Source organism: Pseudomonas atacamensis (assembly GCF_017167965.1).
Taxonomy (GTDB): Bacteria; Pseudomonadota; Gammaproteobacteria; order Pseudomonadales; family Pseudomonadaceae; genus Aquipseudomonas; species Aquipseudomonas atacamensis.
This window is the reverse complement of record NZ_CP070503.1, coordinates 5817172-5843327: the sequence shown is the minus strand read 5'-3', so window position 1 is coordinate 5843327 and position 26156 is coordinate 5817172. Positions and strand designations below refer to the sequence as shown.

Below are 26156 nucleotides of genomic sequence, written 5' to 3'. Positions count from 1 at the left end.
TGCCGGGGTTGATCTAAGGTTTTTCCTGCGGCACGGGTTTTCAGTACGTTGATCTGAAAAACGGCATTTTTGTTCTTTTTTTCGAACGACCTATTGTCCTTTACCCCCTTTGAACCTACGATCCGTTTGAGATTTCAAACGCTCTTTGGCGGGATGTTGCAGCGCAAGTGCGCCCGGTCGTGCACTGTTGATGCGCCACAATCCGCTCACTGATTTCCCTGACGGCAGCCTTGCGAGGCGCCTTTCTACAATCATAATTTGCTCCGCGCAGGCCGCGGTGCTGTTAAGGAAAGCCGACATGCAGCTTAAAGACACCCAGTTGTTCCGCCAGCAAGCCTTCATCGATGGCGCTTGGGTCGATGCCGACAACGGTCAGACGATCAAGGTCAACAACCCGGCCACCGGCGAAATCCTCGGCACCGTGCCGAAGATGGGCGCCGCCGAAACCCGCCGTGCCATTGAAGCTGCTGACAAAGCGCTGCCGGCCTGGCGTGCGCTGACCGCCAAAGAGCGTGCCGGCAAGCTGCGTCGCTGGTTCGAACTGATGATCGAGAACCAGGACGACCTCGCGCGCCTGATGACCCTCGAGCAAGGCAAGCCGCTGGCCGAAGCCAAGGGCGAAATCGTTTACGCCGCATCGTTCATCGAGTGGTTCGCCGAAGAAGCCAAGCGCATCTACGGTGATGTGATTCCCGGCCACCAGCCGGACAAGCGCCTGATCGTGATCAAGCAGCCGATCGGCGTCACCGCTGCGATCACTCCGTGGAACTTCCCGGCAGCAATGATCACCCGCAAGGCCGGCCCAGCGCTGGCCGCCGGTTGCACCATGGTGCTCAAGCCAGCATCGCAAACTCCATTTTCCGCTTTCGCCCTCGCCGAACTGGCTCAGCGCGCGGGCATTCCGGCGGGTGTGTTCAGCGTGGTGTCCGGCAGCGCCGGTGACATCGGCAGCGAGCTGACCAGCAACCCGATCGTGCGCAAACTGTCCTTCACCGGCTCGACCGAAATCGGTCGCCAGTTGATGGCCGAATGCGCCAAGGACATCAAGAAAGTCTCGCTGGAACTGGGCGGCAACGCGCCGTTCATCGTGTTCGACGACGCCGATCTGGATAAGGCCGTCGAAGGCGCGATCATTTCCAAGTACCGCAACAACGGCCAGACCTGCGTCTGCGCCAACCGTCTGTACATTCAGGACGCGGTCTACGATGCGTTCGCCGAGAAGCTGAAAGTGGCGGTGGCCAAACTGAAGATCGGCAACGGTCTGGAAGACGGCACCACCACCGGCCCGCTGATCGACGAAAAAGCCGTGGCCAAGGTTCAGGAACACATCGCTGATGCCGTAAGCAAAGGCGCCACCGTACTGGCGGGCGGCAAGGCGATGGAAGGCAACTTCTTCGAGCCGACCATTCTGACCAACGTGCCGAAAAACGCGGCCGTGGCCAAGGAAGAAACCTTTGGTCCGCTGGCGCCGCTGTTCCGCTTCAAAGACGAAGCCGAAGTGATCGCCATGTCCAACGACACCGAATTCGGTCTGGCTTCTTACTTCTACGCTCGTGACCTTGGCCGTGTGTTCCGTGTCGCCGAAGCGCTGGAGTACGGCATGGTCGGCGTCAACACCGGGCTGATCTCCAACGAAGTCGCGCCGTTTGGCGGCATCAAGGCTTCGGGCCTGGGCCGTGAAGGCTCCAAGTACGGCATCGAAGACTACCTGGAAATCAAATACCTCTGCCTGGGCATCTAAGCCGGGAAAGGGATCGCTGCAAACGCAAAGGGCACGAGAGCGCTGTCCCTTTGCGTCGTTTCAAACAGGAATTTTCTCTGCGGCCAGGAACGCCGTGGCAGTCGATCATCGCATGCTGCCACCGCCGATTTCTCCCGCTTCATCCTTGAACCACGCCGCCCGATGAGCGGCGAATGAGGACTGTAATGAGCAAGACTAACGCTGAACTGATGGCCCGCCGCACCAATGCCGTACCTCGTGGTGTTGGCCAGATTCACCCGATCTTCGCCGAGTCGGCAAAGAACGCCACCGTGACCGACGTTGAAGGTCGTGAGTTCATCGACTTCGCCGGCGGTATCGCTGTACTGAACACCGGCCACGTGCACCCGAAAATCATCGCCGCCGTGACTGAACAGCTGAACAAGCTGACCCACACCTGCTTCCAGGTGCTGGCTTACGAGCCCTACGTTGAGCTGTGCGAAAAAATCAACGCCAAGGTGCCGGGTGATTTCGCCAAGAAAACCCTGCTGGTCACCACCGGTTCCGAAGCCGTCGAAAACGCCGTGAAGATCGCCCGTGCCGCCACTGGCCGCGCTGGCGTGATCGCTTTCACCGGCGCTTACCACGGTCGCACCATGATGACCCTCGGCCTGACCGGTAAAGTCGTGCCGTACTCGGCCGGCATGGGCCTGATGCCAGGCGGCATCTTCCGCGCGTTGTACCCGAACGAACTGCACGGCGTGAGCATCGACGATTCGATCGCTTCCATCGAGCGCATTTTCAAGAACGATGCCGAGCCGAAAGACATCGCTGCAATCATCATCGAGCCAGTGCAGGGCGAAGGTGGTTTCTACGTCGCGCCGAAGGAATTCATGAAGCGTCTGCGCGCTTTGTGCGACCAGCACGGCATTCTGCTGATTGCGGACGAAGTGCAGACCGGCGCTGGCCGTACCGGCACCTTCTTCGCCATGGAACAGATGGGCGTTGCCGCCGATCTGACCACTTTCGCCAAGTCTATCGCTGGCGGCTTCCCGCTGGCCGGCGTGTGCGGCAAGGCTGAGTACATGGACGCCATCGCTCCGGGCGGTCTGGGCGGCACCTACGCCGGTAGCCCGATCGCTTGCGCCGCTGCGCTGGCAGTCATGGAAGTGTTTGAAGAAGAGCAATTGCTGGACCGCTGCAAGGCTGTCGGCGAGCGCCTGGTCACCGGTTTGAAGGCGATTCAGGCCAAGTACCCGGTGATCGGTGAAGTGCGTGCGCTGGGCGCAATGATCGCGGTCGAGCTGTTCGAAAACGGCGACAGCCACAAGCCGAACCCGACTGCCGTGGCTGCCGTGGTGGCCAAGGCGCGTGACAAGGGCCTGATCCTGCTGTCCTGCGGCACTTACGGTAACGTGCTGCGTGTGCTGGTTCCGCTGACGTCGCCAGACGAGCAACTGGACAAAGGCCTGGCGATCATCGAAGAGTGCTTCTCTGAACTCTGATCCGCTCGTGTGACCCGCTCGACAAAAACCCGCTTCGGCGGGTTTTTTTCGTCCCTTGAAACACATCGGACCTGTTTGCGCTGTATCGAATCGCCAGCATTGGCTAAGGTTCAGGCATTGCAAGGAGAGCGCGCATGACTGCCGTTGATTTACCCGCCGTACCCCGGGTGCTGATTGCCGAGGCTGATCCCTGGTCCCGTGACCTGCTCAAACAAGTGCTGCTCAATGTGCGCTGCGATGCGCGCCTGGATTTGTGTGCCGATGGCCAGCAGGCAATGTCGTTGCTCAGCGAGGTGCCCTATGACTTGGCCATCGTCGATTGGGAGCTGCCTGGCATCGACGGATTGCATGTGCTGCGCAGCGTCCGCCAGCGCAAACGCAATCCGCCGCTGCCGTTCATTCTGATGAGCAGCCGCAACGACAGCGCCAGCGTGCGCGAAGCGATTCCGCTGGCGCCGACGGCGTACCTGACCAAACCGTTGAACATGGAAGGCCTGACCGAGCGCTTGCAGGGGTTGCTGCTCAACGCTGGCGAAGCAGTGGTTTGCGAAGTGCCGGCACTGGCGCCGGGCATAACGCTCTCGGTGTTCCTTGAGCGGCGTCGCGAGCAGGCCGATGGCGCGCCGTTGATGACCGACGTGCAAGTGGCGGTCAAGCGCAGCCTCAATCCCGAGGGGCTGGACCTCAAGCTGCTGGAAGAAGAGGTCCGCACCGATCCGCAGATTACCGCCGTGCTGATCGCAGCCGCCAACAGTGCCGCGCAACACTACGGCGCGCCGGTGCAAACCCTGGCCCAGGCGCTGCACCGACTCGGCACCGGGCAGAGCATGAACCTGATTCTCGGGCTGGCGCTCAAACGCAGCGCGCGGCTCAGCGATCCATGCCTGGCGGATTACGCCGAGCGCTATTGGGGGCTGTCACTGCACACGGCGGAATACGCCCGCACGCTGGCACGCCTGCTCGATCTGGATCAGGAGCGCTGCTATTGCGCGGGCATGCTGCATCGGCTCGGCGATCTGGCGCTGCTGCGCTGCCTGCAGGAATGGCAGCAGGCCGGCGGCGAGCTGGACGAGTTGGAGGAGGTCGGTGAAGCGTTGGCGAAGTTTGGCGCCTCTTATGGCTCGGCATTGCGCACCCGCTGGCGTCTGCCGCTGGAGTTGCGCGAGTTGATTGCTTCGGCCTACCAGCTCGGTGGTGGCGTTTACAGTCGCGAGGCGCTGGTGATGCACATGGCCGCGCAGATGGCGCGGCTGACCGAGCATGAAGGCGTTGAGGAACTGGCGAAGAGCCGGACGGCGCGGTTGCTCAAGATCGGGCTGCCGGAGTTGATGCGGATGCGCAAATGACAGATCACCACATTCCAATGTGGGAGCGAGCCTGCTCGCGAAGGCGCCAGCGCAAGCAACATTTTTGTTGAAGGTGCAGGCCTCATCGCGGGCAAGCCCGCTCCCACAGGAATTGCTGCAGCCACAAAATACGGGTCAGGCCGCAATGATCCGGTTCTTGCCCTGCCGTTTCGCCTCGTACATCGCGGCATCCGCGCGGGCGAACAGGCTGTCCAGGCTTTTGTCTTCGTCGGTGAGGTTGGTCAGGCCCTGGCTTACGGTGATGCTGAATGCTTGGCCGTCGTGGTTAAAGCGCAGTCGCTGGATCTCCTGTTGCAGGCGCTCCGCCACTTGCACCGCCATCTCCGGTGCACAGCCGGGGAACACCGCGGCGAACTCCTCACCGCCAATCCGCCCGAACAGGTCGCCACGGCGCAATGAGCCGCGCCCGCATTCGGCGATTCGTTGCAGCACATTGTCGCCTTCGGGGTGGCCGTAGCTGTCGTTGATCACTTTGAAATCGTCGATGTCCAGCAGCAGGAAGGCCAGCGGTGTGCCTTGGCGCCGCGCCTCGGCGAACTCGCGGTGGGCGCATTCGAAGAAGTGGCGGCGGTTGCTGCTTTGCGTCAGCACATCGGTGGTGGCCAAGCGTTGCAGCTCGGTTTCCATGTGTTTTTTGTCGGTGATGTCTTCGGCGATGCCGACGATGATCACCGGCTGCCCGGGCTCGTCCTGGCGATTGATAAAGCATTTGTCGCTGAGCCAGCGCACCTGGCCATCGGCCGCGATGATGCGGTACTCGCGATCTTCCACCGCACCTCGGTGCAGGACTTCGGCGAGGCTCCGCTCGGCGTACTCCAGATCGTCGGGATAAATGCTGTCGCGCCATTGGTTGTAGTCAGCCAGCACAAGCGCGGCGGAACGGCCGAAGATCCGTTCATATGCCGGGCTGACGTACAAAACCTGTCGGGTTTCCCAGTTGAAAGCCCAGAGCACGGCGTTGACGCTGACCAGCAGCGAACTGATCAATTGTTCGCGCTCGCTCAGGCGCGCGACTTCGCCCTGCGCATGCATCAGCGCCATCAGCGTTTGCGCGGCCTCAGGCCATTGGGTGAAGGATGTGTCTTTCTGGTTGTTGTTGACCATCGGCACAAATCTCAAAGGGCGCGCCGCAATGTCGACAACGGCCACAGGACAACCCGCCGGAATGGCGAAGTGTCTTTGAGATAGGGGATTTTCGGCGAAGTTCCCGGCCATTACCGAGTCCCGCCGGGCGGCGAGGTGCAGGAACCGAAGAGCGCAACGAGGCTGCGATCTTCGAGATCGCAGCCTCGTTGCCGGTCAGGCAGTCGCGGGACGCAGCGAGTAGGTTTTCAGCTGATCAGCAAAGTCACGCAACGACTGGATGCCACTGGCCTCGGCCTCGTGAATCCATTCCTTGATGGCGGCGAGCATGTCGTGGCCATTGGAACTGGTCTTGACCCAGATCTGCTGCAAAGCCAGGCGTTTCTCGTAGATCACTTTCAGCGCATGGCTGTGTTCGAGCATGGTCTGGATGCGCAAGTGATGACGGTCTTCCAGCAGGCTGGTTTCCCGCGACAGCAGGCGTTTGGCCCGGTGGAACTGGTGGCGCACCGAATGATCGACCTTGGCCAGCTCTTGCTTGACCAGCGGGCCGATCACCAATTTGCGGTACTGGGCCATGATCTGGAAGCGGTTGTTGAGGATCGCCATGGCGGTGTCCATGTCCAGGCTGCCCTTGCCTTCGACGCGGTGGGCAATCGGTGCGACCCGCTGCACCTTGGCCAGACGCAGGAAGCAGAAGACCTTGATCCACGCCCAGCCGAGGTCGAATTCCCACTTCTTCACCGACAGCTTGGCGGAGTTGGGGTAGGTGTGATGGTTGTTGTGCAGCTCTTCGCCGCCGATCAGGATGCCCCACGGCACCAGATTGGTCGCCGCGTCACGGCATTCGAAGTTGCGGTAGCCGACGGCATGGCCGAGGCCGTTGATCACGCCAGCGGCCCACACCGGAATCCACATCATCTGGATCGCCCAGATGGTGATGCCGATGGTGCCGAACAGCAGCAGGTCGATCACGCCCATGATCGCCACGCCCAGCAGCGGATAACGGCTGTAGAGGTTGCGTTCGATCCAGTCTTCCGGGCAGTTCTTGCCGTAGATACGCAAGGTTTCCGGGTTCTGCGCTTCGCTGCGATACAGCTCGGCACCGGTGCGCAGCACCGTGGACAGGCCCTTGATGACCGGGCTGTGCGGGTCATCCTCGGTTTCGCATTTGGCGTGGTGTTTGCGGTGGATGGCGGTCCACTCGCGGGTGTTCTGCGCCGTGGTCAGCCACAGCCAGAAACGGAAAAAGTGTTTCAGACCCGCATTCAGCTCGAGCGAGCGATGGGCCGAGTAACGGTGCAGATAGACCGTGACGGCAACAATCGTCACATGGGTCATCAGCAGGGTGACCGCGACCAGTGACCAGGCCGACAAGCCAAGAAAACCTTCGTACCACATAGGCTATAGGGCCCTCGATAAAGATAAAAACAGCCGTTGCATTATCACTAAGCACACAGATAAAACCAGTCGCCCTTTCAGATAAGAAGTCGCTGAATGTTTCTTGACCTATAATTCCAACCTTTTTGTAGGGACATGGACGACCGAATGTCTGCGACTTACCGCGATGCCTTGCGTGCAGCGCTGCTCTACCTCGTACTCGCCGCCGTGTGGCTGCAGGTTTCCGATCATTTATTAAGCAGATTCTTCGATGACTCCAGTTCGCTGGCCCGCTGGCAACTGATCAACGGTTATCTGCTGGCAACGATCAGCGCCGTGCTGATTTTCCTCGCACGGGCGCGGCTGTGCGGGTTTCTCGGCATCGGCGCGCATTTGCGCGAGCGCCACACCGACCGTGAGCGTCTGCGTCAGGCGGCCGCCGTGTTCGACTGCACCCGCGAAGGGGTGCTGGTTACCGACCACCGGGGCCTGATCGTCCACGTCAATCGCGCCTTTATCGAGATCACCGGTTATCGGCGCGACGAGGTCATCGGCCAGCAGCCCAGTCTGTTCAAGTCCGGCCATCATCCGCCGGGCTTCTATCAGGCGATGTTCGCTACCCTCGAGGCTGAAGGTGAATGGAGCGGCGAGATCTGGAACCGGCGCAAGACTGGCGAGATTTATCCACAGTGGCAAACCATCCGGGTGATTCACGATGATTCCGGACGGCTCAGCCATTACGTGGCGGTGTTCTCCGACATCAGTGCGATCAAGGATTCCGAGTCCGAGCTCAAACACCTGGCGCATCACGATCCGTTGACCGATCTGCCCAATCGCCTGCTGTTCAGCGACCGCGCCGAGCAGGCGTTGTCTTCCGCGCAGACACACAAGCGTGGCTGCGCGCTGCTGATGCTCGATCTGGATCATTTCAAGATGATCAACGACAGCCTCGGGCATAACGTCGGCGACCGATTGCTAAAAGCGGTGGCGACGCGTTTGCAGGAACTGTTCGGCCACGGCATTACCTTGGCGCGGCTCGGCGGTGACGAGTTCGCGGTGCTCGCGGAAAGTTGTCCACAGCCGGCCCAGGCTGCCGCGCTGGCGCAACGGACTCTGGACGCCTTGAAGGAGCCGGTGCTGGTAGATGGCAATCAACTGTTCATCAACGCCAGCATCGGCATCAGCCTGTTTCCCAGCGATGCCCTCAGCGCCGAGCAGTTGTTACGCAACGCCGACAGCGCGCTGTTCAAGGCCAAAAGCAGCGGACGCAATGGCTACGCGCTGTATACCGAAGAGCTGACCGCCCATGCCCAGCAACGGGTCGAAATCGCCTTCGAGCTGCGCCGTGCACTGGAGCAGGAGGAGTTGCGCGTCTACTACCAACCGGTGCATGACCTGCACAGCAGCCGTCTGATCGGCGTCGAGGCACTGGTGCGTTGGCAGCATCCACAGCGCGGTCTGGTGTCACCGGCAGAATTCATTCCGATTGCCGAGCGTACCGGGCTGATCGCCGAGATCGATGCGTGGGTGATGCAGCAGGCCTGCCGGCAGATGTGCCAATGGCAGCAGAGCGGCGTGGTGCTGGCGTTCGTCGCGGTGAATGTCTCCTCGCGGCTGTTTGCCCGACGTGAGCTTTACCAGCAGGTAGCGCAGGTGCTGCACGACACGGGGCTGGATCCGGCGTATCTGGAACTGGAAGTTACCGAAAGCGCGGTGATGGACGACCCGGAAGTGGCGCTGGAACAGATGTATCGCTTGCGCGAGCTGGGTGTGCGTCTGGCCATCGATGATTTCGGCACCGGCTATTCGTCGTTGCTGCGGCTCAAGCGCCTGCCGGTGCAGAAACTCAAGATTGATCAGGGCTTCGTCGCCGGGTTGCCGTGGGATGAGGATGACGTGGCGATTGTCCGGGTGATCATCGCGCTGGCGCGGAGCATGGGTATGCAGGTGCATGCCGAGGGGATCGAGCAGGCTGAGCAGGCGACATTCCTGTTGGCGCAGGAATGCGATCTGGGGCAGGGCTACTGGTTTGGGCGGCCGGTGTCTGCGGATCGGCTTGATTGGGCGAAAACGCCATTGATTGGCTGAATAGGCCTATATGGCTATCACCGACCTTGTGGTGAGGGGATTTATCCCCGTTGGGTCGCGTAGCGGCCCCAAGAAATGGGACTGCTACACAGTCCATCGGGGATAAATCCCCTCGCCACAAGTTCTCTTGACGATTTCAAATCAGCGCAAACCCCTTGCCGTCTCTCATATTATTTTCTGGTTATATAAACATTCTTAAATAGTCTTTTTAAGAATATCCATGCCTCTCTTATATTGCTCCCACGCCGAACGCAGTGCCGCCCACTGCCAGGCAAATCCCCTTCAAAGGAGCAGCACCATGAGCGCATCCCTTCGCAGTGTTGACGGTCAGGACGAAAGCACCATCTTGCGGGAAATCCAGAGCGCCCTGCGCGATCTGCGGTTCGGCGCGGTGGAGATCACTGTGCACAACGCGCAAGTCGTACAGATCGAACGCAAAGAGAAATTTCGTTTGCAGCAACCCGGTAAACAACCGGGCTGAAATCAAAAGATCGCAGCCTGCGGCGGCTCCTACAGGGGGCTGTGTGCAGGAGCTGGCGAAGGCGGCGATCTTTCAACGGGACCCGATTCCAGCAATACATAAGAACAAGCCACCACCAGGAATTCCAGGAGCTTTCACCATGTCGTCGATTCGCCGTTATGCTTTGGCCGCGCTGGCCAGTGCCGTGTTTGCCGGTTCCGCCGTTGCCAAGGATTACGAGCTGCTCAACGTGTCGTATGACCCGACGCGCGAGCTGTATCAGGAATACAACGCCGAATTCATCAAGTTCTGGCAGCAGGATCATGCCGGCGACACGGTGAAAATCCAGCAGTCCCACGGTGGCTCGGGCAAGCAGGGCCGTGCGGTGATCGATGGCCTGCGGGCTGACGTGGTGACCCTGGCCTTGGCTGGCGACATCGATGAAATCGCCAAGCTCGGCAAGAGCCTGCCCGCCGACTGGCAGAAGCGTCTGCCGGAAGCGAGCACGCCGTACACCTCGACCATCGTGTTCCTGGTGCGCAAGGGCAACCCGAAAGGCATCAAGGACTGGGGCGATCTGGTCAAGAACGATGTCTCGGTGATCACGCCAAACCCGAAAACCTCGGGCGGTGCGCGCTGGAACTTTCTCGCCGCGTGGGCCTATGGCCTGAAAGCCAACGGCGGTGATGAGGCCAAGGCGAAGGAATACGTACAAACCCTGTTCAAGCACGTGCCGATCCTCGACACCGGCGCCCGTGGTTCGACCATTACCTTCGTCAACAACGGTCAGGGCGACGTGTTGCTGGCCTGGGAAAACGAAGCGTTTCTGGCGCTGAAAGAAGACGGCGGCGCAGACAAGTTCGATATCGTCGTGCCGTCGCTGTCGATCCTCGCCGAACCACCCGTGGCGGTGGTCGACAAGAACGCCGAGAAGAAGGGCAACGCGCAGATCGCCGAAGCCTACCTCAAGCATCTGTACAGCCCGGCCGGCCAGGAAATCGCCGCGAAAAACTTCTATCGTCCACGTGACAAGGACGTAGCGGCCAAGTACGCCCAGCAGTTCCCGAAACTGGAACTGGTGACCATCGACAAGGACTTCGGCGGCTGGAAATCCGCGCAGCCGAAATTCTTCAACGACGGCGGCGTGTTCGACCAGATTTATCAGGCGCAGTAATCTCGCCCTCAACCGGCCTGATGTCTGGGCACATGACATGTGGGACTGAGCTTTTGTGGTGAGGGGATAAATCTCCTCACCACAGGGCTCGCTCCCACATTGATGCGTTTTCAACCAGGGACTTTTATGTCGCGTCGTATCTCCCCCGTCATACCCGGCTTCGGGCTGACGCTGGGTTACACCTTGGTGTACCTCAGCCTGATTGTGCTTATCCCGCTGGCGGCGATGTTCGTCCACGCCGCCCAGCTGACCTGGGATCAGTTCTGGACGATCATCTCCGCACCGCGGGTACTGGCGGCATTGAAGCTGAGCTTCGGCACCGCGCTGTGCGCGGCGATCATCAACGGCATCATCGGCACGTTGCTGGCCTGGGTGCTGGTGCGCTACACCTTCCCCGGGCGCAAGGTGATCGACGCGATGATCGATCTGCCGTTCGCCCTGCCGACAGCCGTGGCCGGTATTGCGCTGACCGCGCTGTACGCGCCGGCCGGGCTGGTCGGGCAATTTGCCGCTGACCTCGGTTTCAAGATCGCCTACACCCCGCTGGGCATCACCCTCGCGCTGACCTTCGTCACGCTGCCGTTCGTGGTGCGCACGGTGCAGCCGGTGCTGGCCGATATTCCCCGTGAAGTCGAAGAAGCGGCGGCGTGCCTGGGTGCGAAGCCATGGCAGGTATTCCGCCACATTCTGGTTCCGGCACTGCTGCCCGCCTGGCTGACCGGTTTTGCGCTGGCGTTCGCGCGTGGCGTCGGCGAGTACGGTTCGGTGATTTTCATTGCCGGCAACATGCCGATGAAAACCGAGATCCTGCCGCTGCTGATCATGGTCAAACTCGACCAATACGATTACACCGGCGCTACCGCCATCGGCGTACTGATGCTGGTGGTTTCCTTCATCCTGTTGCTGCTGATCAACTTGCTGCAGCGGCGCATCGAAACTCCATAAGGAGGCGCGAACATGTCCCAATCGTCCATTGCGGCCGCCTCTTCGGCCAACGCTGCGCGCCGTGGCAGTGCCACTTCGCGCAGAATCCTGATCGGCCTTGGCTGGCTGATCTTTTTCCTGTTTCTGCTGCTGCCGTTGTTCATCGTCGTATCGCAAGGTCTGAAAAACGGCCTCGGCGCGTTCTTCACCGCGATTTTTGAACCGGACGCGCTTTCGGCATTGAAACTCACCGTGTTCGCCGTGCTGATCTCGGTGCCGCTGAACCTGGTGTTCGGCGTCAGTGCGGCATGGTGCGTGAGCAAATACTCGTTCCGTGGCAAGAGCATGCTGGTCACGCTGATCGACTTGCCGTTCTCGGTGTCGCCGGTGATCGCCGGTCTGGTCTACGTGCTGATGTTCGGTGCGCAGGGCCTGTTCGGGCCGTGGCTGCAGGATCACGACATCCAGATCGTTTTCGCCCTGCCGGGCATTGTGCTGGCGACGATTTTCGTCACCGTGCCGTTCGTGGCCCGTGAACTGATTCCGCTGATGCAGGAACAAGGCACCCAGGAAGAAGAGGCCGCGCGCCTGCTCGGGGCCAATGGCTGGCAGATGTTCTGGCACGTCACCGTGCCCAACATCAAGTGGGGCCTGATTTACGGCGTGGTGCTGTGCACGGCGCGGGCCATGGGTGAATTCGGTGCGGTGTCGGTGGTTTCCGGGCACATTCGCGGGGTGACCAACACCTTGCCGCTGCACGTCGAGATCCTCTACAACGAATACAACCACGTGGCCGCGTTTGCCGTGGCGAGCCTGTTGCTGATCCTGGCGCTCTTCATCCTGCTGCTCAAGCAGTGGAGCGAAAACCGTATCAACCGCCTGCGCGCCAGCGCCGCGGAGGAATAATTCATGTCGATCGAAGTGCGTAACGTCAGCAAGAATTTCAACGCGTTCAAGGCGCTGGACAACATCAGCCTGGATATCCACAGCGGTGAGCTGGTCGCGCTGCTTGGTCCGTCGGGCTGCGGCAAAACCACCTTGCTGCGCATTATTGCCGGTCTGGAAACCCCGGATCAGGGCAACATCGTTTTTCACGGCGAAGACGTTTCCGGCCACGATGTGCGTGATCGTAACGTCGGTTTCGTGTTCCAGCATTACGCCTTGTTCCGCCACATGACAGTGTTCGACAACGTCGCGTTCGGCCTGCGCATGAAACCGAAAAACCAGCGCCCGAGCGAAAGCCAGATCGCCAGCAAGGTTCACGAACTGCTGAACATGGTGCAACTGGACTGGTTGTCGGATCGCTACCCGGAGCAGTTGTCCGGTGGTCAGCGTCAGCGTATCGCTTTGGCCCGTGCTTTGGCGGTGGAGCCGAAAGTGCTGCTGCTGGATGAACCGTTCGGCGCCCTCGATGCCAAGGTGCGCAAGGAACTGCGGCGCTGGCTGGCGCGGCTGCACGAAGACATCAACCTGACTTCGGTGTTTGTGACCCACGACCAGGAAGAAGCGATGGAAGTCGCCGACCGTATCGTGGTGATGAACAAAGGCGTGATCGAGCAGATCGGCTCACCGGGCGACGTCTACGAAAACCCGGCCAGCGATTTCGTCTATCACTTCCTCGGCGACTCGAATCGCTTGCTGCTGAGCGACGACAACCACGTGCTGTTCCGCCCGCACGAAGTGTCGTTATCCAGGCATGAGCTGGAAGATCACCACGCCGCTGAAGTGCGCGATATCCGCCCGTTGGGCGCGACGACGCGGGTGACACTGAAGGTGGAAGGGCAGACGGATCTGATCGAAGCGGAAGTGGTCAAGGATCACGACAGCCTGATCGGCCTGGCCAAGGGTGAGACCTTGTTCTTCAAGCCGAAGGTCTGGCAGAAAGTCGCCAATATTTAAAGGCAAAAGCTTCGCGAGCAGGCTCGCTCCCACAGGGAAAACTTATTCCAAATGTGGGAGCGAGCCTGCTCGCGAATACGATCTAGACAGCAGCGCGATTCGGATTGACCCGCACCACACCCGCCCGCAACTCGATCTCTTGTTTCAATTCCTGCCGCAGCCCGAGCAAGAACGCCAGCTCGGCCACGACAAACAACGGCCCGACAATCAGCGCGCTGATGTCATCGACAAATGCCGGTTTGCGCCCTTCATAGTGATGCCCGACAAACTGGATCACCCAGCCGATCACGAACATCGCCAGGCCGCTGCTCAGCCAGACCATGGTGCTCTGCTGCGCCAGTGCATGCCCGGCCCACACCGACAGGCCCATCAGCACGGTCATCAACACGCCGAGCTTCAATTCCAGACGCAGGTAAAACCACGCCGACGCCAGCGCCACAAAAACGGCTGGAGATATCCACAATCCGCTCAGCGTCCATTGCGGCCGTGACAGCAGCACAGCCACCGCCACCACGATCAGCGGAATGCCGATAAAGTGGCTGGCGATGTTGCGCGGGTCGCGGTGGTAGGCGGCGTATTGACTGAGGTGGTCGACGAGGCTTTTCATTGTTGTTCCTCCAGTGGGGTTGAATGCATCATCCCTCGGGATCCGCGTTCGCTCTGTCGGGCAGGCGACACTCCAGGAGTGGTTATGCAAATTCGTGCACGGTTGCTCAGCGGCCAGTGGTTCAGTCATCTGCCTGCATCTTTTCAGGATAGCCTGCTGGCGCTGGCCCGGGAGCGGCGGCTGACGGCGGGACAACGACTGTTCCAGCGTGGCGATGCGCCGTGCGGTCTGTATGCAGTGCTCGATGGCGCCGTGCGCATCGGCGCGGTCAGCGAGCAGGGCAAGGAGGCCTTGCTGAGTCTGGTGGAGGCGCCGCACTGGTTCGGCGAAATCTGCCTGTTCGACGGTCAGCCACGCACCCATGACGCCTATGCGGTCGGGCCGTGTACCTTGCTGAATATCCCGCAGGCGACGATGCTCAAATTGCTCGACGAACAGCCGGAGTACTGGCGGCATCTGGCGCTGTTGATGAGCCACAAATTGCGCCTGGCCTTCATCAATCTCGAACAGCTGAGCCTGCTGCCAGCCCCGGCACGTCTGGCGCATCGCTTGCTGATGATCGCCGAAGGCTACGGCGAACTCGACGCACCGCGTCGGGTGCTGCAACTGCCGCAGGAGCAATTGGCGGCGATGCTGTCGCTGTCGCGGCAGACCACCAATCAGATCCTCAAGGATCTGCAGGGGCAGGGGATTATCGGGTTGGCTTACGGCGAAATCGCAATCCTCGATGCCGCAAGACTGCGTGCCCTGGCTACGATCTAAAAACTCACGCCGATCCAATGTCGGAACTGGCACCTGTGGCGAGGGGATTTATCCCCGCTGGGGCGCGAAGCGGCCCTGAAAAAGGGACTGCTGCGCACGCCAGCGAGGATAAACCCCTCACCACAAAGGCTCACTCCTACAAAGGATCTGTGTTTATCTTACGACCCGCGATAGGTCGAGAAACCGTACGGGCTCAGCAGCAGCGGGATGTGGTAGTGCTGATCTGTCTGCTTGACCTGAAAGATCACCGGAATTTCCGGGAAGAACGTCTCGTGCTTGATCTTCTGGTAGTACTCGCCGGTCTTGAACACCACGCGGTATTCGCCTGCTTCAAAAGGCTGTTTGGCCGGGAAAAGCTCGGCGATCCGCCCTTGCTCGTTGGTGGTGCCTTGGGCCAGTGGCTGCCAGTTTTCGCCGACGTGTTTTTCCAGGGTGACGTTGATGCCCGGTGACGGCAGGCCGTTTTCCAGGTTGAGCACGTGCACGCTCAGCGGATTGCCGGCGGCCAGCGCCAGGCTGGAAACAGCGCTCAGGCCGAACGCGGCGAGGGTCATGCGCAGGGTGGTCATGGTGGATCTCCTTAGTGGGAACGGGTGATGCTCAGGCCGGCTTTGTCGGCGGCGGCGCGGGCGCAGTTTTCATCTTGTTCACCGCCGCCGGAACCGGCCACGCCCATGGCGCCGACCAGTTCGCTGCCGGCGAACAGCGGAATGCCGCCGCCGAGCAAGAGCAATTCATCGAGGGTGTTGAGGTTGGCGGTTTCCGGGTTGCTGCGGGCGCGCTCGGCGAACAGCCGCGTCGGCGTCTTGGTCGACAGCGCGGTGTAGGCCTTGCGCTGGCTGGCGGCGGTGTTGTGCGGGCCAACGCCGTCCCCACGCAGAGTCACCAGCAGGTTGCCGCCACGGTCGAGTACCGACACCGTGCCGGTGCAACTGCTCATCGCCTTGTCCGCCAGCCAGCGTGCGGTTTTCAGGTCGAGATCGGCGTGGCGCGGCAGTTCTGGCGTGGCGCTCGCGGCGCCGCTGAGGCCGAGGATCAGGCTGGCGACAAGGTATTTGACGGTCATGTGCAGGCTCCGGTTGGGAAGGTCTGCACCTTAACCGGCGCACTTCGTCAGAACTCCGTCAGGCGGATTACAAGTTTGTAATGGGCAACGGCGCCGAACACGCCTAGCCTGTGTGCCTGATCAATCGAGGTGTGCCATGCGTTTGCTGGTCGTAGAAGATGAAGCCAAAACCGCCAACTTCCTCGCCAAGGGCCTGGGCGAGTCGGGTTTCGCCGTGGATGTGGCGCTCAATGGCCTCGACGGCCGCTATTTTATCGAGCAGCAGGAATACGACCTGATCATCCTCGACGTGATGCTGCCCGGCCTCAACGGCTGGCAATTGTTGCAACTGATCCGTCAGCGCGGCGCCACACCGGTGCTGTTTCTCACCGCCAAGGACGCCATCGAAGACCGCGTCCGTGGTCTTGAGCTGGGCGCCGATGACTACCTGCTCAAACCCTTCGCCTTCGCCGAACTGCTCGCGCGCGTGCGCACGCTGCTGCGACGCGGGCCGATGCGCGAAGCCGAGTCGTACAGCATCGCCGACCTGGAAATCGACGTACTGCGCCGCCGGGTCAGTCGCGGCGGCCAGCGCATTGCCCTGACCAACAAGGAATTCGCCCTGTTGCAGTTGCTTGCCAGCCGTCAGGGCGAAGTGCTTTCGCGCACGCTGATCGCCTCGCAGGTGTGGAACCTGAATTTCGACAGCGACACCAACATGGTCGAAGTCGCTGTGCGTCGCCTGCGTGCCAAGGTCGATGACCCGTACATGCCGAAACTTATCCACACCGTGCGCGGCGTCGGTTATCAACTGGAAGCGCCGGACGATGTGGAGTAAGTCGATCGCCTGGCGATTGGCGCTGGCGTTCGCCATGGTCTGCGCGCTGGTGCTGAGCGCAATCGGCGTGTTCCTCTACCGCTCGCTGGCCTCGGAATTGGCCTTTCGTGACGACATGGCCCTGCTCGGTCGCCTCGAGCAAGTACGCGCCTTGCTCGCCGACAGCGACAGCCTCGACGCCTTGCAGGCACGGCCACGGCTGTATCAGAACATGCTCGGCAATCTCGACAGTCTGCTGCTGGTGCGCCGGGCCGACGGTTCCAGCGTGATCGCGATCAACCCGCGTCAGCGTGAACTGCCCGCGCTCAATGCATTACCGCGAGAGCAAATGCCGCAGCGCCGTGACGTGCTCACCTGGCAGGCCAGTGACGGCGCCGAGCTGGCCTTGCTGTCCGGCCAGGCCCAAGGCCCCAACGGTGAAACCCTGACAGTGATCGCCGGCAAGGTGCTCAGCGAGCGCGAGCAGATGCTCGGCAGTTATCGCCTGCGTCTGTATCTGTCCGTCGGCCTCGGCGCGGTGCTCGCGTTTGCTCTGGGCCTGCTGTTGCTGCGGCGTGGCTTGCAGCCCTTGCATCAGTTGAGCGAAGCGGTGCGCAGTATCGATCTGCGCAGCCTCGATCGACGCCTGCCCACCGAGGGCACGCCGAGCGAACTGCGCGAACCGGTGCACGCGCTCAACACCATGCTGGCGCGGCTGGACGACAGCGTGCAGCGCCTTTCGCAGTTCTCCGCCGACCTTGCCCACGAAATCCGCACGCCGCTGCACACCTTGCTGGCCAGCAACGGCCAGGCCCTGAACCATCCGCGCAGCACGGCCGAATATCAGGAAGTGCTGGCCTCGAACATGGAAGAGTTCGAACGGCTCAAGCGCATGGCCGAGAACCTGATGTTCCTCGCCCGCGCGGAACAGGCCGAACGTGCGCTCAATCTGCACACGCTGGACTTGCGCAACGTCGGCGACGAACTCTGCGATTACTTCGAAGCCCTGGCCGATGACCGCGACCTGCAACTGCAAAACCGCATGCACGGCGAATTGCTCGCCGACCAGCAACTGCTGCAACGCGCCCTCGGCAACCTGCTGGCCAACGCCGTACGCCACGCCGACCCCGGCACCCTGATCAGCCTGCAACGCTTCGATGAACCGGGTATGTGCTGGCTGCAAGTGCACAACCACGGCCCGGTCATCGCGCCTGAGCATTTGGGCAAACTGTTCGATCGGTTCTACCGCGTCGACCCCTCAAGGGCGGAACCGGGGGATTCGGGTGGGCTGGGGTTGGCGATTGTGCAGTCGATCATGCACTTGCATGGCGGGCGGGTGCGGGTGAGTAGTGATGTGTCGGGAATGGCGTTTGAGTTGGGGTTTGTGGTGAATTGACAGGCCTCTTCGCGAGCAGGCTCGCTCCCACAAGGAAACGCATTCCAACTGTGGGAGCGAGCCTGCTCGCGAAGGCGCTGGATCACACAGTGATGATTTCGGATCAGCGTAACCCATCGCGAAACTGCCCCGGCGTCATTCCTGTCCAGCGCTTGAACGCGCGGCTGAAGCTGCTGGTGTCGGCGAACCCCAGCAGATAGCTGACTTCACTCAACGAGCACTGCGGGTCGCGCAAGTGCAGCAGCGCCAGATTCTCGCGGCTTTCGTTGAGCAGGGTGTCGAAGCGACAGCCCTCATCCGCCAGATGCCGCTGCAGGCTGCGCAGGCTCAGGTGCAAGGCCTGGGCGATGCGTTCGGCGCTCGGTTCGCCTTCGGGCAGTTGTTCTTCAATGGCATCGCGCACCTTGCGCTCCCAGTTCAGCGGTTTGAGCTGGGCGAGGGTGCGTTTGAGTACGGCTTCGTTGTGTTCGGCCAGTTCCGGGTTGGCGTCGTCGAGGTGGCTGTCGAAGTCGCTGAGGGCGAATTCCAGGCGGTCTTCGGCGGCGCAAAAGTGCACCGGCGCGCGGAAGACTTTGTGCCATTGCTGGGCATCGCTCGGTTCGGGACGGCGCAAGTACACCGCCAGCGGTGCGTAGTCGCGGCCGAGGCGATTGCGGCAGGTGCGCACGTAGATCGCGGCGAAGGCGTCGATGGCTTCGAAGGCCGGCGTCGGGTTGCCGGGCGGGATTTTCAGGCGGAATTGATAGCGGTCTTCGCTGCGGCTCAGCTCCAGCTCCAGCGCATCGCTGACCACCGGGTGATAACGCACGATGCGTTCGAACACCTCGCGCAAGCTGCCGCTGGCCACCAGTGCATAACCGAGCGCGTGGAAGGTGGTCGGGCTGACGAAACGCGACACGCGCAAGCCCAGCGCCGGGTCGCCGCTGGCCTGCACGGCGAGTGCCCACAGGCGCGTGGTACCGGACAGCGGATAGCGCGCATTGGGGTCGTCCATGAGCGTCGGGTCGAGCCCGGCCTGTTGGCACAAGGCAAGGCTGTCCAGCCCGAGCGCGTCGAGTTGTTTGCGCAAGGCGCGGGTCCAGCTGGCGAGGGAGGTCGGTTCCTTCATGCGGATTGGCGCGTCCGGTCAACAGGTTGGCGTTCTTGGCTAGCGCGGATCGAACCCCGGCAAGGCACGATGCATTCATCTTAGACCCGAGGATGGAAGCATGGACGGTACTTCTGCAAGCCCTGAACGACTGAATGCGGCGCAGCGCTCGGCACATATTCGCCAAGTGGTGTTGGCAAAAGGTGCGCAATTGCGTGAGCGCTACCCGATTCTTCAGCATCAGGATGCCCTTGGTGCGGGGATTCTGGCGTTCGCGCTGGCCGGGATGATCGGCTCGGCGGCGCTGTACATCACTGGCCATATGGCTTGGTGGGTGTGCCTGCTGCTCAATGCTTTTTTCGCCTCGCTGACCCATGAGCTGGAACACGACCTGATCCACAGCATGTACTTCCGCAAACAACGCGTGCCGCACAACCTGATGATGGGCCTGGTCTGGCTGGCGCGGCCGAGCACAATCAACCCGTGGATCCGTCGTCATCTGCACCTCAACCATCACAAGGTTTCCGGCACTGAGGCCGACATGGAAGAGCGCGCAATCACCAACGGCGAGCCGTGGGGATTTGCCCGTCTGCTGATGGTTGGCGATAACGTCATGTCGGCGTTTATCCGCCTGCTCCGCGCCAGGACCTGGGCACACAAGTGGAGCATCGGCAAACGCGTGCTCAAGGTCTACGCACCGCTGGCGCTGCTGCATTGGGGCGCGTGGTATGTGTTTCTCGGCTTTCACGCAGCCAATGGCATCGCGCATTTGCTCGGCTCGTCCATCGAATGGTCGGCCACCACGCTGTCGGTGATGCAGGTAATCGATATCGCCGCCGTGGTGATCATCGGCCCGAATGTGCTGCGCACTTTTTGCCTGCACTTCATCAGCTCGAACATGCATTACTACGGCGACGTCGAACCGGGCAATGTGCTGCAGCAATGCCAGGTGCTGAACCCTTGGTGGCTGTGGCCGTTGCAAGCGTTCTGCTTCAACTTCGGCAGCAGTCACGGGATTCATCACTTCGTGGTCAAGGAGCCGTTTTACGTTCGCCAGATGACCGTGCCGGTGGCGCACAAGGTGATGCGCGAGATGGGTGTGCGCTTCAATGACTTCGGCACGTTTGGCCGGGCGAACCGGTTTGTGCGCGGAGACGAGGAAGTGGTGTCCGGGGAGGCGGTGGAGGCCTGACAGATGCCCCTCACCCTAACCCTCTCCCAGGGGAGAGGGGACTGATCTAGCTGTTTATGCTGGATACATCGACCTGAAATTTCGAGCCGACCTCAGGTTGGAAAAGCATGAAGATCTGCTCCCTTTCCCCCTCTCCCTCAGGGAGAGGGCTGGGGTGAGGGGGGCTTTTGATCTTGGTTCAATCCGGCTGAAACGGCGAAGCACTGAGGATCACTCCGGTCTCTTCCACATACCGCTGCCAATGCCCGATCAGGTCAGTGAGTTTCTGCGGCTGACTCAACGCCAGATCATGAATCTCCCCTGGATCGCTCGCCAGATCATAAAGCTGCCAGGTCGCCGGCCCGACCGGTCCAGGAATCCACACGGCTTTCCACGACCCTTGACGAATCGCCCGGCGTCCGAACAATTCCCACCCTGTCACGGTGTGCTCGTCATGCACCTGCGCGGTCTCGCCGGACAGGAAGCCCAGCCATGATTTACCGCGCAGTGGCGCCACGGCTTTGCCTTTCCAATGTTTGCCCGGATGCCGCACGCCAGCCAGATCGAGAATGGTCGGGGTGATATCCATCACCGTGCCGAAACCATGGCTGATCTGCCCTTTGAGCGGCAGTTGCGGATAGTGCAGCAGCGCCGGCACGCGGATCCCGCCCTCGGTGGTGAAAGCCTTGAACAAGCGTGACGGCGCGGTTGCCACTTGCGCCCAGTTCGGCCCGTACCAGACGTAGGAATTGGCCCGGCCGATGTTGTCGAGGCTGTTGTCGTAATGCTGGTTGAGGTAGGTCATCAGCTCCGGGCCGAACTTGGGGAACGCTTCCAGCAGCGCGCCTTCGGCACCGTTGTCGGACATGAACAGGATGAAGGTGTTGTCGAGCTGTCCTTGCTGGCGCAGGTAATCGACGACCCGGCCGATGTTCCAGTCCATGCGCTCGACCATCGCCGCGTACACCTCCATGGCTCGTGCGGAAATCTGCTTTTGTTCATCGCTCAACGCGTCCCACTGCGCGCTGAGCTGAATCAGCGGGTGCGGTTCGACGTCTGCCTCGATCAGACCCAGCGCCTTGAGTTTTTCCAGGCGTTCGAGGCGCAGCACTTGCGGGCCGGCGTCATAACGGCCACGGTATTTCTCGACGATCTCGGCCGGTGCCTGCAGCGGCCAGTGCGGCGCGGAGAAGGGCAGGTAAGCGAAGAACGGCCGGGTCTGATCGCGCTCCTTGAGGTACTGCAGCAGCTTGTCGCCGAAGGCATCGGAGGAATAGAAATCCTTCGGCAACACGTCAACAAACTGATCGTCCTCGATGTACAGCGCCGGGGTGGATTTCAGCAGGCCCGGCGTTTGCTCATCGTAGGTCGGCTCGAAACCATAGTGGTTGGCAGCGCCCGGCAACAGTGAAAACGAGCGCTCGAAACCGCGCGCATGGGGCGCCAGTTCAGCCTTCAGACCCAAGTGCCATTTGCCGCTCATCAAGGTTTGATAGCCGGCCTCGCGCAGCAGCTCGGGCAGGGCGACGACGCGGTCATTCAGGTAGCCTTCGTAGCCAGGTTTGCCGATCAGTTCCGGGGTCAACGCTTCGGCCATGGTGCCAATACCGGCGATGTGGTGATCGGTGCCGGTCAGCAGCATCGAGCGCGTCGGCGAGCAGGTCGGTGCGGTGTGGAAATCGGTCAGGCGCAGGCCGTTCTCGGCCAGCGCATCGAGGTTCGGCGTAGCGATTTCGCCGCCGAACGCACCGATGTCGGAAAAGCCCAGGTCGTCGGCCAGAATCACTAGAAAGTTGGGACGTTGCGGCATCGCGAAACTCCTGTTCAGCAGGCAATGAACGTCAGCGGCAGATCGCGGATCTGCACCGGTGCGCTCGGTTGGTAATGGTCATCACTGGTCAGCTCGTGCAGCAGTTCTTCACGCAGCTGATGAAAGTCGTAACCGCTGCGTTGGCGCGGGTGCGGCAGGGCGATGTCGACCACTTGCTTGATCCGCCCCGGACGCGGCTCCATCACCACCACGCGGTCGGCCAGAAAAATCGCTTCCTCGACATCGTGGGTCACCAGAATCGTGGTGATCTGTGCCCGCTCGCGGATCGCCAGCAGCTCGTCCTGCATTTGCTGGCGGGTCAGTGCGTCGAGGGCGCCGAAGGGTTCGTCGAGCAACAGGATTCGCGGGCTGGCGACGAGGCCGCGCGCGATCGCCACGCGTTGCGCCATGCCGCCGGAGAGTTGATGCGGATAGGCCGCGGTGAAATCGCTGAGGCCGACCAGCTCGATGAAATCCTTGATGCGTTGTTGTTTCTGCGCTCCGCTCAGCGGTTCATTGACCAGACCCAGGCCGATGTTGTCGGCGACCGTCAGCCACGGAAACAGACGATGTTCCTGAAAGACGATACCGCGCTCGCCGCCGATGCCGCTGACGGCCTTGCCATCGACACTAATCTGTCCGCGAAACTCGGTGTCGAGGCCGACCAGCAAACGCAGCAAAGTGGATTTGCCGCAGCCGCTGGAGCCGACGATGGCGACGAATTCGCCCTCGGCAATGTCCAGGTTGAATTCGCGAATCGCCTCCAGTTCGAAACCGTTGACGGCGAAGGATTTGCCTACGTGGTTGAAGCTGACAATTGGTGCGTTCATGCGTGTCTCCAGCGGGTCGCGCGAATTTCCAGGCGTTGGCCGATCAGGTTGAGCAGGGCGCCGGTGAGGCCGACCAGCAGCATGCCGGCCATGATCAGGTCCATGCGCAACAACTGTTGTGCGCCGATCATCTGGCTGCCGATGCCGCCATTGGAAGGCATGAAATATTCAGCGCCGATGGTGCCGAGCCAGGCGTAGATCAGGCTCAATCGCAGCCCGGCGAAGATCCCCGGCGCAGCACCGGGCAGGACCAGTCGACGCAGGCGCTGGCCGAGGCCGAGGCGCAGCACTTGCGCGGCTTCGTTGAGTTGCGGCGAGAGGTTGGCGACGCTGCGCTGGGTGGCGATGAACAGCGGGAAGAAGGCGGCGAGAGCGACGAACACCCACTTGGCCAGTTCGCCGAGACCGAACCACGCGGTGAGCAGTGGCACCCAGGCGAAAATCGCGATCTGCCGCAGTGCGGCGAGTGTCGGGCCGAGCAGGCGTTCGCTGAGACGTGACAGGCCGAGCAGCAAGCCCAGGGCGAAACCGAGGCCGCCACCGATCAGCAAGCCGCCCAGGGTGCGGCTCAGGCTCAGCGCCATGCCGTTGACCAGCGTACCGTCGAGCAGTCCGTCCCATGTCGTGCTCAGCACAGCCGCAGGGCTGATCAGAATATTCGCGTCGACCCAGTGCTGATCATTGGCGTGTTGCCAGAGCGCCAACAAGCCCAGCGGCAACAGCCACGGTTGCAGGCGTTGCCAGCCCTGATAGCGCGGGCCGCGTGTGATGTGCGCGGTGGCCGGGTGCGGCCAGTGCACCAGTTTGCGGTCGAGCAGGCCGATGCCGCGATCCATGGCCACACCGATCACACCGATGACCACGATGCACACGAACACGATGTCGAGCATGAACAGCTGCCGCGCCCAGACCATCAGATAGCCGATGCCTTCGCTGGAGGCCAGCAGCTCGACCGCCAGCAACGAGGTCCAGCCGGCAGCGAGTGCCAGGCGCACGCCGGCCATGAACGCCGGCAGCGCAGCGGGAAGCACCAAGCGCCGAATCAGCAAGCGCGGCGGCAGGCGCAACACGGCGGCGGCTTCGCGCAGTTTCGGTTGTGCATCGCGCACACCAACCAGTGTGTGCAAGGTCACCGGGACCACAATGGCCTTGATCAGCACCACCAGTTTCAGCAGTTCGCCGATGCCGAAAAAAACCATGAACAGCGGAATCCACGCCAGCGTCGGCACCTGCGCCAATCCGGCGAATGTCGGAAAAACCAGGCGCTCCAGACGTCGACTGAAGCCCAGTGCGGCGCCAAGCACCGCGCCGGTCGAAACGCCTGCCAACAAGCCCCAGAACAACCGTTGCAGGCTGATCCACAAATGACTCCACAACTCGCCTTGGGCCAGTTCCACAGCGCTGCTCCACACCAGCGATGGCGCCGGCAGGATCTGCTCGCTCATCCACTGATTGCGCGCGGCCAGCCACCACAGGACGAACAGGCTGACGGGCAACAGCCAAGGCAGCAGGCGTTGATTCAGGCGGGGCCAGGTGCGACGGCTTTTCAGCGGCGGCGCGGCCAGCGGCAGGCTGAGCAGAGATTGACGGGCCATGGGTGACCTCCGTTGTCGGGTTGCATGGCGAACCGCTTTTCATGTGGCAGCGAGCCTGCTCGCGAATGGCTGTTTCAGGCAGCACTGATGTCGGCTGGCATTGCCTCTTCGCGAGCAGGCTCGCTCCCACACTGGGTTTCGTCATATATGAAACTGATCTAACAAACTTGCGTTAGATGCTATCGGGAGATAAGCGAATCCATTTAAGGCTTGCCTGCTTGCGCGCATCCAATGCATTCGAAGAATATTTTCGATGCTGTTAATGCATATCGCGCTGCAAGCCGCACACGCCCTCACTTAGGTCATATGGATATAAAAATGTGCATTTATAGTATTTAAGTGAAGGTATGCATCCAGCCTACTTTCGGCTCCTCAGCGATCAAGGAGCCGCACCCATGAACCTTCCCTTCAAACGAATCATCAGCCTGCTGGCCGCCCCGGCGCTTGCAGGCTTTCTTGCGCTTGGCGCCCAAGCCGAAGAACTCAAGGAAATCCGCATCGCCGTGCCCGACCTCAGCGCCGGCACTCAATACAGCGGCGGCGGCATTGTCGATGTGCTGCGCGATCAGCAGATCTTCGAAAAGGCCTTCGCCGAGCAGGGCATCAAGATCCAGTGGAGTTTCTTCAAGGGCGCCGGGCCGGTGATCAATGAGGCGTTTGCCAACGGCCAGGTTGATCTGGCCTATCTCGGCGATCTGGCCGCGATCATCGGCAAATCCAATGGTCTGGACACGCGCCTGCTCAGCGCTACGGCGCGTGGGGTCAAGCAATACCTCGGCGTGGTGCCCGGCTCGGGAATCAAGACCCTGCAGGATCTCAAGGGTAAACGCGTGGCGATCTTTCGCGGGACGGCGACGCAGCTGTCGTTCGATGCGGCGCTGGCCAGTCAGGGCCTGAGCGAGAAGGACGTGAAGGTCATCAATCTGGATTTCAACGCGGCGGTCTCGGCACTCGCGGCCAAGCAGATCGATGCCTCGTGGGGCAGCTCCGCGCTGAGTGCCTTGCAAGCCAAAGGCCTGGCGGAATTGCCGCTCAACACCAAGGACCTTGGCGGCGCTGGCAGCGTGCAGGCGGTGTTGCTGGGTAATGGCAAGTTTGTCGACGCCCATCCTGAGGTCATTGCGAAACTGCTCAAGGCGCAGCAGCAAGCGGTCGAGTGGCTGACGCAGGACAGCAACAAGGATGCGTATGTGCAGCTGGTATCAGGGCTGGCCAGTTATCCGCCGGTGATTCTGGCTCAGGATCTGAAGGATCAGAATCTCAGCGAGATTTTCCCGTCGACACTGGATCCGGTGTTCTTGAGCGGCCTGCAGGACAAGGTCGACCTGGCGGCGCAGCAGAAGCTGATCCGCAAGCCGTTCAAGGTCAGCGATTGGGTGGCGCCAGAGCTTTCTGCAGCCAGGCTTTAGATCTCCAGCGACTTTCCAGATCGTTTCCACGCTCCGCGTGGGAATGCA

At 61.3% G+C, this 26156-nt stretch carries 23 protein-coding genes; 14 read left to right on the top strand and 9 right to left on the bottom strand.

Features of this window, described 5'->3' with window-relative positions; translation table 11 throughout:
- Nucleotides 1-298 precede the first annotated feature (298 nt).
- The 3 genes from gabD (at nt 299) to JWU58_RS26420 (ending at nt 4550) form a co-directional block, all read left to right on the top strand.
- Nucleotides 299-1741 carry an NADP-dependent succinate-semialdehyde dehydrogenase gene (gabD, locus tag JWU58_RS26430; protein ID WP_024011131.1) on the top strand — a complete coding sequence of 481 codons (1443 nt, stop codon included), beginning with the start codon at nt 299-301 and terminating at the stop codon, nt 1739-1741.
- A gap of 185 nt (nt 1742-1926) precedes the next feature.
- Complete coding sequence (gabT, locus tag JWU58_RS26425) at nt 1927-3204, top strand: 4-aminobutyrate--2-oxoglutarate transaminase (protein ID WP_016772251.1); 1278 nt, start codon at nt 1927-1929, stop codon at nt 3202-3204.
- 134 nt (nt 3205-3338) lie between these two features.
- Nucleotides 3339-4550, top strand: a complete 1212-nt coding sequence (locus JWU58_RS26420) for a response regulator (protein ID WP_206421271.1) — start codon at nt 3339-3341, stop codon at nt 4548-4550.
- A gap of 135 nt (nt 4551-4685) precedes the next feature.
- Here the strand turns inward: JWU58_RS26420 and JWU58_RS26415 are convergent, their stop codons facing one another.
- Together JWU58_RS26415 and desA are read right to left on the bottom strand one after the other, a co-directional pair.
- Nucleotides 4686-5675, bottom strand: coding sequence for a GGDEF domain-containing protein (locus JWU58_RS26415; RefSeq protein WP_206421270.1), 990 nt, complete (start codon nt 5673-5675; stop codon nt 4686-4688).
- Nucleotides 5676-5870: 195 nt separating this feature from the next.
- Nucleotides 5871-7055 (bottom strand): delta-9 fatty acid desaturase DesA, encoded by a 1185-nt coding sequence (desA, locus tag JWU58_RS26410; RefSeq protein WP_071174023.1) that lies wholly within the window; start codon nt 7053-7055, stop codon nt 5871-5873.
- A gap of 147 nt (nt 7056-7202) precedes the next feature.
- Between desA and dibA the strand changes: the two genes are divergently transcribed.
- The 6 genes from dibA to JWU58_RS26380 all read left to right on the top strand — a co-directional run bounded on the left by dibA (nt 7203) and on the right by JWU58_RS26380 (nt 13579).
- Complete coding sequence (dibA, locus tag JWU58_RS26405; protein WP_206421269.1) at nt 7203-9122, top strand: phosphodiesterase DibA; 1920 nt, start codon at nt 7203-7205, stop codon at nt 9120-9122.
- A 298-nt stretch (nt 9123-9420) separates the two neighbouring features.
- Nucleotides 9421-9603, top strand: coding sequence for a sulfur starvation response protein OscA (oscA, locus tag JWU58_RS26400; protein WP_007917682.1), 183 nt, complete (start codon nt 9421-9423; stop codon nt 9601-9603).
- Nucleotides 9604-9742: 139 nt separating this feature from the next.
- Nucleotides 9743-10756: a sulfate ABC transporter substrate-binding protein gene (locus JWU58_RS26395; RefSeq protein WP_024011134.1), complete on the top strand. Its 1014-nt coding sequence runs from the start codon at nt 9743-9745 to the stop codon at nt 10754-10756.
- Between the two features lie 126 nt (nt 10757-10882).
- Nucleotides 10883-11701, top strand: coding sequence for a sulfate ABC transporter permease subunit CysT (cysT, locus tag JWU58_RS26390; protein ID WP_016772245.1), 819 nt, complete (start codon nt 10883-10885; stop codon nt 11699-11701).
- A 12-nt stretch (nt 11702-11713) separates the two neighbouring features.
- A complete protein-coding gene (gene cysW / locus JWU58_RS26385; RefSeq protein WP_007917679.1) occupies nt 11714-12586 on the top strand; it encodes a sulfate ABC transporter permease subunit CysW in 873 nt (290 codons plus the stop codon).
- A 3-nt stretch (nt 12587-12589) separates the two neighbouring features.
- A complete protein-coding gene (locus JWU58_RS26380) occupies nt 12590-13579 on the top strand; it encodes a sulfate/molybdate ABC transporter ATP-binding protein (RefSeq protein ID WP_206421268.1) in 990 nt (329 codons plus the stop codon).
- A gap of 82 nt (nt 13580-13661) precedes the next feature.
- Here JWU58_RS26380 and JWU58_RS26375 read toward each other — a convergent pair whose 3' ends face one another.
- Nucleotides 13662-14186, bottom strand: a complete 525-nt coding sequence (locus JWU58_RS26375) for an Mpo1 family 2-hydroxy fatty acid dioxygenase (protein WP_206421267.1) — start codon at nt 14184-14186, stop codon at nt 13662-13664.
- A gap of 84 nt (nt 14187-14270) precedes the next feature.
- On the opposite strand from JWU58_RS26375, the gene JWU58_RS26370 reads away from it, so the two are divergent.
- On the top strand, nt 14271-14948 hold the full coding sequence (locus JWU58_RS26370) for a Crp/Fnr family transcriptional regulator (RefSeq protein ID WP_123444115.1): 678 nt from the start codon (nt 14271-14273) through the stop codon (nt 14946-14948).
- Nucleotides 14949-15106: 158 nt separating this feature from the next.
- On the opposite strand, the gene uraH is transcribed toward JWU58_RS26370, so the two are convergent.
- Together uraH and JWU58_RS26360 are read right to left on the bottom strand one after the other, a co-directional pair.
- Nucleotides 15107-15517 (bottom strand): hydroxyisourate hydrolase, encoded by a 411-nt coding sequence (uraH, locus tag JWU58_RS26365; RefSeq protein WP_206421266.1) that lies wholly within the window; start codon nt 15515-15517, stop codon nt 15107-15109.
- Nucleotides 15518-15528: 11 nt separating this feature from the next.
- A complete protein-coding gene (locus JWU58_RS26360; RefSeq protein WP_122611176.1) occupies nt 15529-16014 on the bottom strand; it encodes a GlcG/HbpS family heme-binding protein in 486 nt (161 codons plus the stop codon).
- Nucleotides 16015-16150: 136 nt separating this feature from the next.
- Here JWU58_RS26360 and JWU58_RS26355 point away from each other — a divergent pair, with 136 nt between their 5' ends.
- Together JWU58_RS26355 and JWU58_RS26350 are read left to right on the top strand one after the other, a co-directional pair.
- The gene (locus JWU58_RS26355; RefSeq protein WP_041477440.1) at nt 16151-16831 is read left to right on the top strand and encodes a heavy metal response regulator transcription factor; all 681 of its coding nucleotides are present in this window, start codon (nt 16151-16153) and stop codon (nt 16829-16831) included.
- Nucleotides 16821-18206, top strand: coding sequence for a heavy metal sensor histidine kinase (locus JWU58_RS26350; RefSeq protein ID WP_206421265.1), 1386 nt, complete (start codon nt 16821-16823; stop codon nt 18204-18206). Before JWU58_RS26355 ends, JWU58_RS26350 begins: the two co-directional genes overlap by 11 nt.
- Nucleotides 18207-18309: 103 nt before the next feature.
- On the opposite strand, the gene JWU58_RS26345 is transcribed toward JWU58_RS26350, so the two are convergent.
- A complete protein-coding gene (locus JWU58_RS26345; RefSeq protein WP_206421264.1) occupies nt 18310-19314 on the bottom strand; it encodes an AraC family transcriptional regulator in 1005 nt (334 codons plus the stop codon).
- Between the two features lie 100 nt (nt 19315-19414).
- Here JWU58_RS26345 and JWU58_RS26340 point away from each other — a divergent pair, with 100 nt between their 5' ends.
- Nucleotides 19415-20485 carry a fatty acid desaturase gene (locus tag JWU58_RS26340; protein WP_206421263.1) on the top strand — a complete coding sequence of 357 codons (1071 nt, stop codon included), beginning with the start codon at nt 19415-19417 and terminating at the stop codon, nt 20483-20485.
- Nucleotides 20486-20663: 178 nt separating this feature from the next.
- Here JWU58_RS26340 and JWU58_RS26335 read toward each other — a convergent pair whose 3' ends face one another.
- The 3 genes from JWU58_RS26335 to JWU58_RS26325 are packed head-to-tail and all read right to left on the bottom strand — an operon-like array spanning nt 20664 to nt 24699.
- Nucleotides 20664-22274: an arylsulfatase gene (locus tag JWU58_RS26335; RefSeq protein WP_123444110.1), complete on the bottom strand. Its 1611-nt coding sequence runs from the start codon at nt 22272-22274 to the stop codon at nt 20664-20666.
- Between the two features lie 14 nt (nt 22275-22288).
- Nucleotides 22289-23104 carry an ABC transporter ATP-binding protein gene (locus JWU58_RS26330; RefSeq protein WP_123444109.1) on the bottom strand — a complete coding sequence of 272 codons (816 nt, stop codon included), beginning with the start codon at nt 23102-23104 and terminating at the stop codon, nt 22289-22291.
- The gene (locus tag JWU58_RS26325; RefSeq protein ID WP_123444108.1) at nt 23101-24699 is read right to left on the bottom strand and encodes an ABC transporter permease; all 1599 of its coding nucleotides are present in this window, start codon (nt 24697-24699) and stop codon (nt 23101-23103) included. Before JWU58_RS26325 ends, JWU58_RS26330 begins: the two co-directional genes overlap by 4 nt.
- Nucleotides 24700-25094: 395 nt before the next feature.
- Here JWU58_RS26325 and JWU58_RS26320 point away from each other — a divergent pair, with 395 nt between their 5' ends.
- On the top strand, nt 25095-26108 hold the full coding sequence (locus tag JWU58_RS26320; protein ID WP_123444107.1) for an ABC transporter substrate-binding protein: 1014 nt from the start codon (nt 25095-25097) through the stop codon (nt 26106-26108).
- Nucleotides 26109-26156: the final 48 nt, after the last annotated feature.

What these genes read in the sequence shown, in the direction of transcription:
- JWU58_RS26395 (WP_024011134.1), top strand. Translation starts at nt 9,743, where the DNA reads ATGTCGTCGATTCGCCGTTATGCTTTGGCCGCGCTGGCCAGTGCCGTG.
- JWU58_RS26420 (WP_206421271.1), top strand. Translation starts at nt 3,339, where the DNA reads ATGACTGCCGTTGATTTACCCGCCGTACCCCGGGTGCTGATTGCCGAG.
- JWU58_RS26380 (WP_206421268.1), top strand. Translation starts at nt 12,590, where the DNA reads ATGTCGATCGAAGTGCGTAACGTCAGCAAGAATTTCAACGCGTTCAAG.
- JWU58_RS26340 (WP_206421263.1), top strand. Translation starts at nt 19,415, where the DNA reads ATGGACGGTACTTCTGCAAGCCCTGAACGACTGAATGCGGCGCAGCGC.
- dibA (WP_206421269.1), top strand. Translation starts at nt 7,203, where the DNA reads ATGTCTGCGACTTACCGCGATGCCTTGCGTGCAGCGCTGCTCTACCTC.
- JWU58_RS26350 (WP_206421265.1), top strand. Translation starts at nt 16,821, where the DNA reads ATGTGGAGTAAGTCGATCGCCTGGCGATTGGCGCTGGCGTTCGCCATG.
- JWU58_RS26335 (WP_123444110.1), bottom strand. Translation starts at nt 22,274, where the DNA reads ATGCCGCAACGTCCCAACTTTCTAGTGATTCTGGCCGACGACCTGGGC.
- JWU58_RS26355 (WP_041477440.1), top strand. Translation starts at nt 16,151, where the DNA reads ATGCGTTTGCTGGTCGTAGAAGATGAAGCCAAAACCGCCAACTTCCTC.
- JWU58_RS26345 (WP_206421264.1), bottom strand. Translation starts at nt 19,314, where the DNA reads ATGAAGGAACCGACCTCCCTCGCCAGCTGGACCCGCGCCTTGCGCAAA.
- JWU58_RS26360 (WP_122611176.1), bottom strand. Translation starts at nt 16,014, where the DNA reads ATGACCGTCAAATACCTTGTCGCCAGCCTGATCCTCGGCCTCAGCGGC.
- gabT (WP_016772251.1), top strand. Translation starts at nt 1,927, where the DNA reads ATGAGCAAGACTAACGCTGAACTGATGGCCCGCCGCACCAATGCCGTA.
- JWU58_RS26370 (WP_123444115.1), top strand. Translation starts at nt 14,271, where the DNA reads ATGCAAATTCGTGCACGGTTGCTCAGCGGCCAGTGGTTCAGTCATCTG.
- desA (WP_071174023.1), bottom strand. Translation starts at nt 7,055, where the DNA reads ATGTGGTACGAAGGTTTTCTTGGCTTGTCGGCCTGGTCACTGGTCGCG.
- JWU58_RS26330 (WP_123444109.1), bottom strand. Translation starts at nt 23,104, where the DNA reads ATGAACGCACCAATTGTCAGCTTCAACCACGTAGGCAAATCCTTCGCC.
- cysW (WP_007917679.1), top strand. Translation starts at nt 11,714, where the DNA reads ATGTCCCAATCGTCCATTGCGGCCGCCTCTTCGGCCAACGCTGCGCGC.
- JWU58_RS26325 (WP_123444108.1), bottom strand. Translation starts at nt 24,699, where the DNA reads ATGGCCCGTCAATCTCTGCTCAGCCTGCCGCTGGCCGCGCCGCCGCTG.
- JWU58_RS26375 (WP_206421267.1), bottom strand. Translation starts at nt 14,186, where the DNA reads ATGAAAAGCCTCGTCGACCACCTCAGTCAATACGCCGCCTACCACCGC.
- JWU58_RS26320 (WP_123444107.1), top strand. Translation starts at nt 25,095, where the DNA reads ATGAACCTTCCCTTCAAACGAATCATCAGCCTGCTGGCCGCCCCGGCG.
- uraH (WP_206421266.1), bottom strand. Translation starts at nt 15,517, where the DNA reads ATGACCACCCTGCGCATGACCCTCGCCGCGTTCGGCCTGAGCGCTGTT.
- cysT (WP_016772245.1), top strand. Translation starts at nt 10,883, where the DNA reads ATGTCGCGTCGTATCTCCCCCGTCATACCCGGCTTCGGGCTGACGCTG.
- oscA (WP_007917682.1), top strand. Translation starts at nt 9,421, where the DNA reads ATGAGCGCATCCCTTCGCAGTGTTGACGGTCAGGACGAAAGCACCATC.
- JWU58_RS26415 (WP_206421270.1), bottom strand. Translation starts at nt 5,675, where the DNA reads ATGGTCAACAACAACCAGAAAGACACATCCTTCACCCAATGGCCTGAG.
- gabD (WP_024011131.1), top strand. Translation starts at nt 299, where the DNA reads ATGCAGCTTAAAGACACCCAGTTGTTCCGCCAGCAAGCCTTCATCGAT.